This is a genomic window from Aliidiomarina maris (assembly GCF_003987335.1).
In the GTDB taxonomy this organism is placed as follows: domain Bacteria; phylum Pseudomonadota; class Gammaproteobacteria; order Enterobacterales; family Alteromonadaceae; genus Aliidiomarina; species Aliidiomarina maris.
The window spans coordinates 45,026-59,074 of the sequence record NZ_PIPK01000005.1; the positions used below are offsets into that span (position 1 = coordinate 45,026).

Genomic DNA, 14,049 nt, shown 5'->3' on the forward strand with positions numbered 1-14,049 from the left:
AGACCAGTCTTCTGCTAGCTTTAAGCAGTGATTTGCCAACAGGAGTAAGCATGACGACGTATACAGCGATCCATTTAGTGCAGCGCCCACGCGCTAGCATTGGCCCAGAGCTATTTGAAGTTAAACAGCATCAAACCCCCAAATTAAGTGATGGCGACATTCAGGTGCGTCAATCGCATATGTCCTTGGACCCCGCGATGCTCGGGTGGATGTCGCCCGATACAGAAAGCTATATTCCTCCGGTGGAGCTTGGCAGCGTGATGCGCTCGTCTGGCTACGGCGAGGTGATTGCCAGTGAACACCCGAACTTTAAGCAAGGCGACAAAGTGACCGGCATGTTTGGCTGGCAAGAAATTTATACCGGCAGCGCGAAGGGCATTCATAAGGTTGACAGTGCATTGCACCCTGAAATGGTGTTGTCGGTGTTGGCATTGCCAGGTTTAACTGCAACCCAGGGCTTTTTCTTCGTGGCTGACCCGAAGGAAGGCGAAACCATGGTGGTGACCGGTGCCGCGGGCTCGGTTGGTTCTATTGTCGGTCAGTTAGGTAAAGCCATCGGCATGCGCGTAATTGGTGTGGTTGGTAGTGAAGAGAAAGCCAAATGGATTACCCAAGACCTTGGCTTCGATGGCGCGATTAACTACAAGACCGATGACCTTGGCGAGCAGTTAGACCAATTGGTGCCTGAGGGGGTCGACGTATATTTTGAGAATACAGGCGGCGAGATTCAGCATCGAGTCTTTGAGCGCATGCGAGCCCACGGGCGTATCGCGGTGTGCGGTATGATAGCCGATTACACCAAAGCTGAGCCTATGCCGGGCCCGAACTGGATGAACATTATTAAGAAGCGTCTGCGGATTGAAGGCTACACCATGCCGGACCACTTCCATCGCACTAAGGAATTGCTCGAAACTTTAACGCCCTATGTGCAGGGCGGTAAAATTCAGTATCGCGCGCACACCATTGATGGCTTAGAAGCCGCGATGGACGGGCTTAACTTGCTGTTTACTGGCAAAAATAACGGCAAGCTGATTGTAAAACTATAACCCGTTAGTCAGCCGTCGGTTGGATCAAGCTAAACCCTTGGTCCAACACGGCTTGGTTGACCTCACCGTAGAAACGCTTTTGTAAACGCGCATCGGCATCAAAAAACAGCGTAGTCGGCATGACATGCGCGCCAACTGCCGCCGAGAAATCACCCGAGTGGTCACGCAATACCGTCGCGAGATCGAGACTGTGCTGGACTAAAAACTCTGCCACCACGTCAGGGTGCTCACGTTGGTTAATAAAGATAAAACGCACATCTGGGTTGGCCTGTTCTGCGGCTTCTAACAAGGGCATTTCACGCACGCATGGCGGGCACCACGAAGCCCACAGGTTCACTATCATCGGACGACCATCAAAGTAGTCACTCAGCACCCCTGTTTGCTCGTTCATATCCACTAACTGCGCTTCAGGCACCCGACTACCTTGTTGGTATACAAAGGTCAAAAGCCCACCGGACAGCGCGATGCCAAGTACAAAAGTTACCAGCGCCGGGCGCAACGCTGCTTTACCTTGTTGGTGGCGCACAATAGCGACCATTGAGGCGATAAAAATACAAAGAAAGAAGATGATAACAGCCAGTTGCATGTAAGTTCCTGTGGAATCGCTTGTGCCAATAGTTGGATTGTGAATAATGGCAGATATTCTAGTCTTTTGTCACCTCCAGTTACTGGTATAGGAAGCGCCGATGGCACCCGGGCAACGAGCGTTGGTGTTTGCAATAAGCGCGGTGTTGCTATGGTCCACTGTCGCCACCGCATTTAAAATTACGCTTGAATACTTATCGCCTTTGCACATGGTCGCTATTGCCAGCAGTGTTTCGTGGGCGGTGTTTATGGCGATTGTTTGGCATCAAGGCTTGCTGCCAAGTGCCCGTGCAGAATGGCGCTCGGCACCTTGGTTGTATGTGTTGATGGGGTTGATTAATCCAGCCCTTTATTACTGGATACTGTTTGCCGCTTACGCCTTGCTACCCGCTTCACAGGCGCAGCCGCTCAACTATACTTGGGCTATCGCGCTGACGTTTATGGCGGCGATATTCTTGCGGCAACGTATTCGCAAGCGTGATTATGTCGCCGCAGCACTGGGTTACGCCGGGGTCTTAGTGATAGCCACCAAAGGCAATGTGAGCGGCTTTTTCAGCGCCATGCAAAGCCCCCTTGGGGTGGCTTTGGCATTATTGTCAACCTTATTGTGGGCGACTTACTGGATTATTAATACGCGTCGTACGTGTTCACCAGTTATTAGCCTTTGGCTTGGGTTTAGTGTGTCACTCCCTGTGCTGTGGGCGGCCGTGTGGTTGCTTGAAGGCGCTAGCTTTTTCACTCATGCAGCCGGGGTGCCTTGGCAAGGCTGGCTGGCGGTGACCTATGTTGGTCTGTTTGAAATGGGCGTGACCTTTTTGCTTTGGCTCAAAGCGATGCGTGAAGCGGACAATGTCGCACTGATTAGCAATTTGATTTTTATTTCACCCTTCATTTCATTGCTACTGCTGGCCAGTATTATCGGGGAAACGATTTACCCTGCCACTGTGTTTGGCTTGTGTATGATTATTATCGGTTTACTGGTGCAACGTCTGGCGCTAAAAAGCTGGCTACCGCCTAAGCGCTGGCGCGGTAAAAAATCTGAATTTTAGGAGCCACTTATGGTGTTAACAACAAAGGCTGCAACAAGGCGCGTGGCATGCGCGGTAATCGGTTTACTGTGGTTGGTCGCGTGTACGCCAGCGCCGCAGCAGTTAAGTTTGCAAGTGTTGGCGGATAATCAGCAGCAAGTCAGCGGTCAGCATGTGATCACTGAGGGCGTGGTGAGAGGCTTTGATGACCCAGAGCATTATTGGTTAGAAGACAGCGCCATGAATCGTGTCGCAGTGCACCCGCAATATTTACTGGCCGATAAAGTGGGCGAACGTGTGCAAGTACGCGGACAGTTTCACGCCGACCGTGAGCGCGGGCGCTGGATAGATGCCCGCGAGCTTACCGTGCTGGAGAGCGATTAGAACGGGGTTTCCACGACCTCGGTATAGGCACGCTCAAGCCAGTCGAGGTCTTCTAATTGATTACCCTCACATTGCACGGTCACCAGCGCGGCTGCAACACCGTAACGAAAAGCCTGAACCAGCGGTGCCCCTTGATTCAGTTGGTGGGCTAGGGCTGACATGAAGGAATCGCCTGCGCCTACGTGACTGACGATATGAACTGCTGGCGCGCTGACATACACAGGCTGGCTGTCGCGCTGGACGAGCACCGCCCCGCCTCGGTTCAGGGTGACAATCAGCACTTCGACCGCGCCTTTAGCCACTAAATCTTGCATTTGTTCAGCTAATTCAGCCACGGAGGCATCTTCTGGGTAACCGAGTGATGCGAATTCTTTGCGGTTGAGCTTGGCCAAATAGGCGCCTTGATACAGCGAACCTTGCAGTGCCACGCCTGACGTATCTAGCAGAACTCGCGTACCCTGCTGGCGCACGCGGGCAATAATCTTGGCATAAAAATCAGCCTCTACACCTTCACCCAAGCTGCCGCTTAGCACTAACCATGGCGCGTGTTGCTGACAGATCGCTGCAACGCACGCGGCTAGTTCAGACCGCGATAAGCGTGGCCCGGGAAATACAAAATGGTGCATGACACCGCGACCCACATCTGTAATTCCAAGGTTTTGCCGAGTGTGCTGGTCGATCGCAATGGCTTGGTATGGCTGCTGCTCGTCTTTTAACAGCTGCTCTAAATAGCGGCCATTTGGACCGCCGCTTGGAAATATGGCGAAGCTGTCACTTCCCATGCGACGCACATTACGCGCAACATTCAAGCCGCCCCCACCCGGTAATAGCGCGGTTTGGATACAGCGTGATTTGCTGTCGTCAAAAATATGCTCAGTGCGGCCAAATAAGTCGAGTGCAGGGTTCATGGTAAATGTCACCACTTGGTAGCAACGCTGGTTGGGCATATGACGCACCTCTAAAGTGAAGGTTAAAGCGATCTTTGGGGGTTAAATTTGACTATAAACTTAGCAGATAGACTATGTTTAACATCAAGTTTTATCCACATTGCTGACGTGGCAGTGTTTCGAATCGCTTATTTAGAAGGGATCAGAGAATGACAAGAGCCATATTAACTACTCAGTGGCGCGCTATTTTAGTCCTATATGGTGCCACCTTCATTGCCGCTGCATTAGGAAGTGTAGGGTCGGCGTCGGCAGGCGACTTTTATCAGCAACTCAACCTGCCCGCATTTGCGCCGCCCGGCTGGGTATTCGGTCCCGCATGGACCTTCCTTTATATTGCGATGGCAACCGCGGCATTTTTGGTGTGGCGCAGTCAGGCTGAAGGCCGAACTCGGCCGGTGTTGACACTTTTTCTAATTCATTTGGCGGTCAATTCACTTTGGAGTTGGCTATTCTTTGCCTGGCGCACAGGCTTGATACCTGCGTGCCTCAACTCAGTGTGATAGGGCTTGGGCTATTGCCGCCCATTCGGCGGCGCTTAATGGCATCACGGATAAACGTGCACGCTTCACTAAGTGACTGTCCTGCAGCGCTGGCATTTGCTTTAATTTGGCCAAGCTAAGCACCGACTGTGCTTTGCTGACAAAGGCCAAATCGACGCTCGTCCAGCGCGGCTGCTCAGGGTCTGCTTTCGGGTCAAAATATGTCGACTCGGGGTCAAACTGCAGTGGGTCTGGGTACGCTGTGCGTGCTACGCGCAAGGTGCCTGCAATGCCAATGTCAGCGCAGCTGGAGTGGTACAAATACACCTCGTCACCCACTTGCATTTCGCGCATAAAATTACGTGCTTGGTAATTGCGCACGCCGTCCCAGCGGATAACGCCGTTACGCTTCGCAACAAAATCGTCAATACCGCACTCATCGGGTTCCGATTTAACCAACCAAAACTGACTCATAACCTAGGCTCCTGTGTGTGGGCTGCTGGCTAGACGGGCATTGTCGCGGTCGTGATGCCAAAGCTTAAACGCAAAGTAGACCCCGATGGCCGCGAGCAGGGTATAAAACCACATACCTGGGGCGTAACCCTGGGGGTAAGTTGGCCCTGCGTCAAACACGTCGTTTAAACGGCCAATAATCAATGGTACTACGGCCCAACCAACTTGCTGACACAGCGTCATTAAGGCGTAGGCAGACCCAAGCCGTCGCGCATCGACGAGGTAAGCGACCGATGGCCACATGACCGCTGGAATCAGCGAGAACACAGCGCCAAGTAAGAAAATCACAATGAACAATGTCAGCGGCACCATCGCACTGCCGATGAAAGGTATCCACAGGTAGACATCGGGGCCTGCTGGCAAATAGGTGACTGCGACAAATAATGGCAGCATCACGATAGCCCCTGCTGCCATAAACAAGCCGCGCCGGCCGACACGGTCAACCAGTAAGCCAAAAAGTGGAGTTAAAATAATCGCAGCGACGGGTAATAAGCTACTTAACAAGCCTGCGGTTTCGCGGGTGATACCGTGGGCTTGCTGGAAGTAATCAATCGCAAAACTACGAAAAGGGAATACGGTGGCATAAAACACCACACATAGCGCGACAATGTACCAATAGGCCAAAGGAAATTTGTATAAGCTTTTGAAGTCAATTTTATCGTCGTTCGCGCTAACGACTTCACCGACCTGGTATTGCTGTTGGGCACGCTTTTCTAAAATCCAGTACAACATGGCAGCGGTGACTGAAATACCAGCGACTGCGCTGGCAAGCCATAACGGGTCTTGCCAATTGGTGTAGAGCGGGCTGGCAAACGAGGTTGACCAGTCGGCCGAAGCCGAACCTAACCGTGAAATCGACAGGTTAATGCCAAACGCAAAGCTTAATTCTTTGCCTTTAAACCATTTCGCCAATACCGTTGTTGCAGCCACTATCAGAGGCTCCGCGCCCACCCCTAATAAAAAGCGACCAGCCAAAATCACTTCATAGCGTGACGTCGCGACGGTCAATACTGCAGCGCCTAAGCAAATAAGCGCAAATACCAACAGCGCCTTTTGAGTGCCAAAGCGGTCAATTGCATAGCCTCCAACTAACAACACCAGCAAAGCGGCAATATTATATGCCGTTGATAGCATGCCAATTTGCGCATAACTAAAGCCCGGGTCTTCGCGTAGTAAATCGACAATCGGCCAGAGTGAGTCGTACACGTAGTAATTGCCAAACATGGCCAAACTGACGCAAAACAAAATGGCCCAGCGATACACCTTAGGCGGTGCGGGTTTGAATGTATTCATGGAGGCGCTACGTTAATCGGGAAAGTGTAAATGTTACCGTAATTCCGTTAAGTTCACAGCATTTCGTCCACATTTGTCTACGCTTGTTGGCAGGGGATCGCAAACTGCGGTCAGCACATAGACCCTCGCGAGTGGTTTTAGCGCGAGATATTTTCAGTTAACTAATTAGGGACAACACATATGGCGGGACTTTCTTCTAATAGCACCTCAGCCGTTTCCTGGGGCGCTGTGTTTGCTGGGGCAGCAGCTGCTGCAGCATTATCTTTCTTGTTGATGGTGTTAGGCTTTGGTTTTGGTTTACTTAGCGTGTCACCGTGGTCGGGCGAAGGTGTCGATGCTCAAACGATTGGCTTCGGTTCTATCGTTTGGTTGATTATCATTCAATTGGCGGCCGCCGGTTTAGGTGGTTATTTAGCTGGGCGCTTACGCACCAAGTGGCCTGATGTGCATACCGACGAAGTCTATTTTCGTGATACAGCACACGGCTTAGTCACATGGTCGGTGTCGACTTTAGTCGCGGTAGTGTTTTTCAGCGGTAGTGCGGCAGCGATCATGATGGGCGGTGCAAAAGCAGTATCTGGCGCAGCAGACCAAGGCATGTCAGCGGCTGAGCAAGTTCTTGATGAGCAAGACTTCTATGCGCGTCGTTTATTACGTACTGAGAACTGGGACGAAAGTGCTGATGCGGGCCGCATCGACGAGGTCAGTGCCATTTTAGTGCGTACCTTACGTGACGGTGAAATGAGCGACAGCGACCGTGAGTACTTAGTTGACATGGTTGAAGCGCGTTCAGACCTATCACGCAACAATGCGGCCGACCGCGTTGATACGGTGATTAGCGATGCTGAAGCGTATTACCAGCAAGCCTTGGAAATGGTTGATGATGCGCGCCGAGCTGCTGCATGGACAGCGATTTGGATGTTTGTCGCATTGCTGGCAGGTGCGTTCTTCGCTGCGTTAATGGCCACCTTTGGTGGGCGTCAGCGTGACAGCGTATTAGGTGCTCAAGTTTAAACTAAACCTCATTTGAGAAGGAATCACACGATGAAATTTTTATTACTTTGGATGCTTGGTTTGCCGTTGCCTTTAGTGATCTTGCTGGCGTTAATCTTCTAAGATTCAGCAAGATAGGCTATGTAAACTGTTAAAAGTAAGTCGTTTATTAGTAATCACAAGTGAACAAGGATTGTTCACTTGTGTCTTATAATATATTCTTATTTAATTAGAAATATAATAAGAAAAATCCACTATCATGCTTAAGCTTAAGACGCCGTTGCTGCTGTCCATTTTACTTGTCGCTGTTCTCATCGGCTGGCAAGTTCTTACACCTATAGTAAACGCAGTGTCACCAGCAACCACCGTTTCAACTCCCGCAATGACAGCCACGCAAGCCGTGACCACGAGTTATTCAACGTTCCGTGATGAAGCCCTTGAGCAGCAATTAGATGCTGCCCTTGAGGTCGGTTTCTACCCGCCCAATCGTGAGCGTTTTCACGCCATTTTAGCCTTACTTGACGATACCACCCCGATTGATACCTACGTGCGCGCGAAGAGTTACCGTGCCTATGAGTTGCTGTTGGCAGAAGGTGACGGCGCTGCGGCGTTTGCTCTGGTAGCAGATTTGCAGCAGCGCGCGCAGCAAAGTGGCAGCCGGGACGCACAGCTAGAAGCGATGTTAGCTGAAGCGCAATTACTCCTGTTTGACCAACAACCACGCCAAGCCATGGCGCGAATTTTCCGCTTCGAAGACAAAGTGGGCCAAGTGAGCAGTCCTCGCTTAAGTTTCTTTGCTAACCATCTGATTGGCCGAATTTTGCAGGAAAACTCTCAATATGAGGAAGCCTTGGAGTACTTTTTACGCTCCCACGATGTGATGCAAAATAATGACCGCGAATTGTCGAACCGACGGCTCATATTTGTAAATCTGCACATTGCGCGCATTCAAAGCGAATTGCGCAATGATGAGGCGGCGCTTGCCACGACGATTGAAACCATTGAGCTTGCACTGGACAGTGAACTGCATGCACGCTTGCCCGACTTATATGTATTAAAGGGTTTTATCGAGCGCACTTTTGACCCTCACACTGCCAAGCAAAGTTTTGAACAAGCTATTTATTGGGCGGACCGCTTAGGCGATACGCGGGTACGCTTGATTGGCCGCAATAATTTAGGCTCGGTCTACTTGCTGGCGGAGCAGTACGATGCTGCGCGCGCTATATTACTGGAGGCGCTTGGCATCGCGAACCAGCTGGAGCGAGAGCAAGACACACCGGTGATTTATTTTAACCTTGGCTATATTCAAGTGTTAGAGGGTGACTATGCCGCCGGTATTGAGCAAATGGAGCAAGCAACTGACGCGTTCAGAGAATATGGCCGTCAGTCTGAAGTTGCTGATTGGCTTGGCTTTATGGCACACGCGTATGAGCTCAGTGGGCGTTATGAGGAACAGGCGCAGACCTTGTTAGAGCAGCGGCGCTTGCGTGACGACCTATTCCGTAGCGAGCGTGACCGTGTGGTGAGTGCGCTACAGTTACGTTTTCGTAGCCAGGAGCAAAACCGTCGCATCGAGCTGTTGCATCAACAAGGCCAGCTACAGGCCGAGCAACTGTCGAACCAGCAACTACAGCAGCGTATTGTACAATTGGTTGTATTGGTGGCGGTGCTGGGTTTGTGCATCCTTATTTTCTTCGTACGCAGCTTGCGCCGCGCGAACAACAGATTAAATGAGGCAAATAAAGCCTTACATGACCAATCGATTCGAGACCCGTTAACTGGTTTGTTGAACCGTCGCTCCTTGCAACAGGCAATGGAAAGCCACCGCCGTTTGCCAAGTGAAACCGATGCGATATTCTTACTCGACATCGACTTGTTTAAGCAAGTCAATGATATTGAGGGTCACGCTGCTGGTGACGAAGTACTGACGACAGTGGCAGAGCGCTTAAAGCGGGTATGTCGTGACAGTGATCTTGTGGTGCGATGGGGCGGTGAAGAGTTCTTGATCGTACTAAGGCACACCCATATTGAAGCATTACCAAATTTTGCTCGACGCCTACTCAACACTATTGGTGAGCAGCCAATGACTTATGCGGGCCAGTCCATTCGCGTGACTGCCACCGCGGGTTTTGTCACCCTGCCATTAAGCACAGACAGTGACGCGAACTTCGATTGGGAACGCGCTATTCAATTGGCGGATGTGTTGCTCTATTACGGTAAAGCCCATGGCCGTAACCAAGTCAATGGCCTGATCAAGGTGCATCGGCCATTGAGTCCAGACACGCAAACATTACTATTTACCGATATCGCCAGTGTGATTGGGGCCGACTGGGTAACCCACGTCTATGTGGAGGGGCCACAGCAAGCGCCCAAGTAACCAGGAAGTCCAATACGCTAGACTGCGCGGGTTAAAGGTTGCGTCAGATCAAACTTGAGGCCTCTGCGCTATGTTACGCTGACCAATTTAAACCAAGGGTTGCGCTGTGATAGCCAGACTGAAAGCTTTGTTGAATTATCGAATGGCCTTTTCACGCTGGCTTTGGCTATATGCGTTGGTGATGGTTGTATTGCTCGCGCTGAGCATGATGCCAGAAATCATTTTTCAAAGTGCGCACCTCTGGCAATCCAGCGTGGTTACTTTTGGCCTGATTAGTTTTGCTCTTGGGTTTACTTGGTTAACCGTCGGGCATTTTAAAAGTTTTATGGCGCGTATTGAGCTCTTTGCCCGCGCGATTACAGATGGCAATTTAAATACGCCGATGCCGACCCAGGATGATCACGGCGAAGTGGCACGCATATTTCAAGCCATGAATGAAATGCAGCAACAGCTAAGCCAACACTTTAACGCGTTACGTAACGAAGAAGCCCACAATGCGTTGTTGGTTCAAGCCATTAATCAAAGCTCTAATAGCGTGATGGTGACTGACTTGCACGCACGCATTGTCTACGTCAACGATGCGTTCGTTGACAATAGTGGCTACACCCGCGATGAAGTGATTGGGCATACGCCAAAGCTAATCCAATCCGGTAAAACCTCGCCATTGGTTTATCAACAAATGCGCACCTTGTTAGCCCAAGGTGATAGCTGGCGCGGTGAGCTTATCAATCGGCGCAAGGATGGCTCAGAATTTATTGAAACCGTCAGTATTACGCCCGTGCGCGATGCCCAAGGCCAAATCTATCGGTATATGGCGGTTAAGGAAGACATCACCGAGATGCGTCGCGCCCAAGACAGTATCGAGCGCCTCGCCTATTACGACCCACTGACTGATTTGCCAAACCGGCGCTATTTCCTCGATCAGCTTAACCGCAAAATAGCCGCAGTACGCCGCCAGTCAGACCAGTTCTCGCTAATATTTATTGACCTGAATCGATTCAAAGAAATTAATGATTCCCAAGGTCATGTCGTGGGCGACAAAGTATTAATGGAAGTCGCCGCTAGGTTTGCCGCTAAAGTGCGTGATAATGACCTGTTAGCGCGTCTTGGGGGAGATGAGTTCGTATTGGTTGTGGAAGAAACCGACCCTAAACTATTGGACTCCGTAGTGAAGCGCTTGCTAGCGACATTGCGCTATGGGGTGCGCGTGAGTGAGGGGCGCTACGATATCAGTGCCAGTTTTGGTGTGGCTATTTATCCTCACCATGGCGACAACAGTGCCGACCTGTTGCGCCACGCCGATGTTGCTATGTATCAAGCCAAGCATTCACCTAGCCATGTGGTGATATATGATCGGAGAATGAGCGAAAAGGTGGAGCGTGAGGTTGCGATTGCAGGTCAACTGCAACAAGCGCTAAAGGACGGTACTGGATTAGAATTGTACGTGCAGGGCCAATTTAATATCACCACGCGTGAATTATCCGGCGGCGAAGTCTTGCTACGCTGGCATGACCCTTTAATGGGGCGAATTTCGCCCGCTGATTTTATTCCCATTGCAGAAGAGCGCGGCCTTATTGGCGCATTGGATAAGTTTGTTCTGCAGCAAAGCTGCCAAGCCATACAGCAATGGCAACAGCAAGGCAGAGGGCTATCTCAGCGCTTGTCGGTGAACGTGTCGATGGCGTCGTTTGAACAAGCGGATTTCGGTATCTGGCTTGAGCAGTTGCTAGATCGGTTCGACATCAACGGGCACCAGCTAGAGCTTGAAATCACCGAGTCTGGCTTGATGCACAACCCAAAAGGCGCGTTGAAAACTGCCTCACTACTAAAGCAACTCGGCATCAGTTTAGCCATCGATGATTTTGGTACGGGTTATTCCTCGCTGGCATATTTAAAGCAATTTAATGCGACTAAGGTGAAGGTCGATCAAGCATTCATTATGGGTATTACCGACCAGGAACGCAGCCAAGCCATAGTGCGCGCAACTATTGGTATGGTACGGGAATTGGGTATGCAAGTGTTGGCGGAAGGGGTTGAGACCGAGCAAGACGCCGCTTGGCTGGTGGCAGCAGGTTGCCAATTTGCGCAGGGCTACTTATTTGCGCGCCCCATGCGCATCAATGAATTTGCGGATAGCTGGCTACCTTCATAACGTATGTTTTTGTGCGCAGCTACGTGCCACGTACTCAACTATGTGCCACAAAATGTGGTCGTTACTTGCGCGTCAGCGGCGGCTGGCGTTGCAAACGCCTCGAGCCCGTCACGTTGAGTGAACGGATCGCTTAATGCCTGTTGTAGCGCAATAAAAGGGCGCAAGTCGCCATCGCTGTAGGCGCTATCAATCACGGCCTGAATCAGGTGATTACGCGGTATATACAGCGGATTTACGCTATTCAGTTGCGCACTTAACTGACTGAGGGTAACAGGTTCCAACTGCAAGCGTTGTTGCCAAGCTTGTCGCCATTCCAAGAAGGCCTGGGCATTGGTCTGATAGATATCATGGGGGTGTGAGTGGTTACTTACTTCGCCTGTTAGCATCCGAAATCCGAGGGTAAAGTCGATAGCACCTTGCTCCAGCACGGCCAGAAATTGCTCAATGAGTGGTTTGTCTTCACGGCCGGCTTGGTGCAAACCTAATTTACGCCCAAGCTCGCTCAGCCAATACGCTTCAATCAGTTGCGGTAAACGCTCAATGGTAGCGGTGGCAAGCGTAACAGCTTGGCGTTTATCGTTATCAATCAGCGGTAACAAGGCTTCAGCCAAGCGCGCCATATTCCAATGCAAAATACTAGGTTGCTGGTTATAGGCGTAGCGACCCTGTTGGTCAATAAAGCTAAATTTCTTATCTGCTTGGTAGGCTTCCATAAACGCACATGGGCCGTAATCGATGGTTTCACCGCTGACACTGGTGTTGTCGGTGTTCATCACGCCATGGATAAAACCAAGCCCCATCCATTGACTGATCAATTTAGCTTGGCGCTCAGCCACTGCTTCCAGCAATGCTAAGTAGCGGTTACCTGTGTCGCCTTTAGTAATACATTGGCTGCTGTCTTCGTCACCGTAGCTATCAAGCTCGGGGTAGTGTCGCTCAATCGCAAAATCGGCAAGGGCGGCCAACGTATCAAAGTCGCCACGTACCATGGCGTATTGCAAACTGCCCACGCGTAGATGGCTGCTCGCCACACGGGTAAGAATAGCGCCGGGCTCTGGCGATTCACGGCTCACCGATTCGCCAGTGGCAACGGCGGCTAACGCCCGTGTAGTTGGCACTTGCATGCGATGCATGAACTCACTGACTAAATACTCGCGTAGCACTGGGCCTAACGGCGAGCGACCATCGCCTGAGCGCGAATAGGGGGTGCGGCCACTGCCTTTAAGCTGCAGGTCGTAAACTTGACCTTGCTGGTCGTGCAGCTCAGCTAGTAGATGTGCACGTCCATCACCTAATTGCGGGTTAAAGTGGCCGAACTGATGCCCGGCATAGGCTTGGGCAACACTTTCACACCAGTCGGGTAGCTGGTTGCCGCTAAACAAGCCAAGGCCTGCGTCGGTGAGCCAGTAACTTTCTGGTAGCTGTAGTTCGCTGGCAAGCGTTTGATTAAACGCAACCCACTGAGGGTTGCTAACATGGCTAGGTGCGCTCGGCTGATAACACAGCCGAGGCAAGTTGAGGTATGAATGACTATAATGCGTGGCCGATTGCGACATTATTTCTTGGTATTCAAACGAATACGCGGCTTACCTTTTTGCGGTAAGTTTTTCAGCTCTTCTTTGGTCTCAAGCCCGCTACGCAAACGGTGCGAATCGGGGTCGTAGTTGTCATACAGCTCGTCTTTGACAGTCTTAGCCCATACAGGTACACCAACAAAGTAACCTGCGCGCCCAATCGCGTGAGCTGCGACCGGTGCGGTCATAAAAATAAACAAGATGATCGCGATAGCTTTTGCCAATACCGTCAATGACATGAAGTGCGCTGACACAGCGACCATCATTAACATAATGCCCAAGGCACCGGCTTTGGTTGATGCGTGCATGCGGGTGTATAGATCTGGCAAGCGCAGAATGCCCACCGCAGCCAATAACACAAACCCAGCGCTGGTTAGCATAAAAATACTAATAATAATCTCAGTCATCGCGCGGACCTCCACGTTCTAAGAAGCGGGCAAAGCCGATAGCGGCAAGAAATGCTATCAGTGCGACCACAATCGAGACATCGATAAAGCTCGACGTGTTGTGATTAATCGCGTAGACGCCAATCAAAGACACCAATATAGATGGAATAAGCTCCAAGGCCACTACGCGGTCAGGCAAAGTAGGACCTATCAGCAAACGAATAAAAGTTAAAAACAACGCTAATAATAAAATAGCGTAGGTAATGGTAATTACGATTTCCACACAACCTCC

14 protein-coding genes are annotated in these 14,049 nt (G+C 51.0%); 7 read left to right on the top strand and 7 right to left on the bottom strand.

Features of this window, described 5'->3' with window-relative positions:
* Window positions 1-50 precede the first annotated feature (50 nt).
* On the top strand, window positions 51-1,046 hold the full coding sequence (locus CWE07_RS06815; RefSeq protein ID WP_111569261.1) for an NADP-dependent oxidoreductase: 996 nt from the start codon (window positions 51-53) through the stop codon (window positions 1,044-1,046).
* Window positions 1,047-1,050: 4 nt separating this feature from the next.
* Here the strand turns inward: CWE07_RS06815 and CWE07_RS06820 are convergent, their stop codons facing one another.
* Complete coding sequence (locus tag CWE07_RS06820) at window positions 1,051-1,632, bottom strand: TlpA family protein disulfide reductase (protein WP_111569260.1); 582 nt, start codon at window positions 1,630-1,632, stop codon at window positions 1,051-1,053.
* Between the two features lie 100 nt (window positions 1,633-1,732).
* On the opposite strand from CWE07_RS06820, the gene CWE07_RS06825 reads away from it, so the two are divergent.
* Entirely contained in the window at window positions 1,733-2,680 is a 948-nt protein-coding gene (locus CWE07_RS06825; RefSeq protein ID WP_111569259.1) for a DMT family transporter, read from the top strand.
* Window positions 2,681-2,689: 9 nt separating this feature from the next.
* On the top strand, window positions 2,690-3,043 hold the full coding sequence (locus CWE07_RS06830) for a hypothetical protein (RefSeq protein ID WP_111569258.1): 354 nt from the start codon (window positions 2,690-2,692) through the stop codon (window positions 3,041-3,043).
* On the opposite strand, the gene CWE07_RS06835 is transcribed toward CWE07_RS06830, so the two are convergent.
* The gene (locus tag CWE07_RS06835; RefSeq protein ID WP_111569257.1) at window positions 3,040-3,990 is read right to left on the bottom strand and encodes a 1-phosphofructokinase family hexose kinase; all 951 of its coding nucleotides are present in this window, start codon (window positions 3,988-3,990) and stop codon (window positions 3,040-3,042) included. The two genes, CWE07_RS06830 and CWE07_RS06835, sit on opposite strands and share 4 nt — an antisense overlap.
* A 149-nt stretch (window positions 3,991-4,139) precedes the next feature.
* Here CWE07_RS06835 and CWE07_RS06840 point away from each other — a divergent pair, with 149 nt between their 5' ends.
* Window positions 4,140-4,490: a TspO/MBR family protein gene (locus CWE07_RS06840; protein ID WP_111569256.1), complete on the top strand. Its 351-nt coding sequence runs from the start codon at window positions 4,140-4,142 to the stop codon at window positions 4,488-4,490.
* Here the strand turns inward: CWE07_RS06840 and CWE07_RS06845 are convergent.
* Window positions 4,482-4,943: an EVE domain-containing protein gene (locus tag CWE07_RS06845; protein WP_111569255.1), complete on the bottom strand. Its 462-nt coding sequence runs from the start codon at window positions 4,941-4,943 to the stop codon at window positions 4,482-4,484. The genes CWE07_RS06840 and CWE07_RS06845 overlap by 9 nt on opposite strands.
* Window positions 4,944-4,946: 3 nt before the next feature.
* Complete coding sequence (locus CWE07_RS06850) at window positions 4,947-6,275, bottom strand: MFS transporter (RefSeq protein WP_111569254.1); 1,329 nt, start codon at window positions 6,273-6,275, stop codon at window positions 4,947-4,949.
* A gap of 180 nt (window positions 6,276-6,455) precedes the next feature.
* Here CWE07_RS06850 and CWE07_RS06855 point away from each other — a divergent pair, with 180 nt between their 5' ends.
* The 3 genes from CWE07_RS06855 (at window position 6,456) to CWE07_RS06865 (ending at window position 11,797) form a co-directional block, all read left to right on the top strand.
* On the top strand, window positions 6,456-7,289 hold the full coding sequence (locus tag CWE07_RS06855; protein ID WP_111569253.1) for a hypothetical protein: 834 nt from the start codon (window positions 6,456-6,458) through the stop codon (window positions 7,287-7,289).
* 238 nt (window positions 7,290-7,527) lie between these two features.
* Window positions 7,528-9,645: a tetratricopeptide repeat-containing diguanylate cyclase gene (locus CWE07_RS06860; protein ID WP_111569252.1), complete on the top strand. Its 2,118-nt coding sequence runs from the start codon at window positions 7,528-7,530 to the stop codon at window positions 9,643-9,645.
* A gap of 106 nt (window positions 9,646-9,751) precedes the next feature.
* Window positions 9,752-11,797, top strand: coding sequence for a putative bifunctional diguanylate cyclase/phosphodiesterase (locus CWE07_RS06865; RefSeq protein ID WP_126818989.1), 2,046 nt, complete (start codon window positions 9,752-9,754; stop codon window positions 11,795-11,797).
* A 38-nt stretch (window positions 11,798-11,835) separates the two neighbouring features.
* Here the strand turns inward: CWE07_RS06865 and CWE07_RS06870 are convergent, their stop codons facing one another.
* From CWE07_RS06870 to CWE07_RS06880, 3 genes are read right to left on the bottom strand one after another with little or no spacing between them, the layout of a single operon-like run.
* Window positions 11,836-13,353 carry a protein adenylyltransferase SelO gene (locus CWE07_RS06870; RefSeq protein ID WP_111569250.1) on the bottom strand — a complete coding sequence of 506 codons (1,518 nt, stop codon included), beginning with the start codon at window positions 13,351-13,353 and terminating at the stop codon, window positions 11,836-11,838.
* Window positions 13,353-13,778 (bottom strand): monovalent cation/H(+) antiporter subunit G, encoded by a 426-nt coding sequence (gene mnhG / locus CWE07_RS06875; RefSeq protein WP_111569249.1) that lies wholly within the window; start codon window positions 13,776-13,778, stop codon window positions 13,353-13,355. The genes CWE07_RS06870 and mnhG overlap by 1 nt, the downstream gene beginning before the upstream one ends.
* Window positions 13,771-14,040 carry an MrpF/PhaF family protein gene (locus tag CWE07_RS06880; protein ID WP_111569248.1) on the bottom strand — a complete coding sequence of 90 codons (270 nt, stop codon included), beginning with the start codon at window positions 14,038-14,040 and terminating at the stop codon, window positions 13,771-13,773. The genes mnhG and CWE07_RS06880 overlap by 8 nt, the downstream gene beginning before the upstream one ends.
* Window positions 14,041-14,049 lie beyond the last annotated feature (9 nt).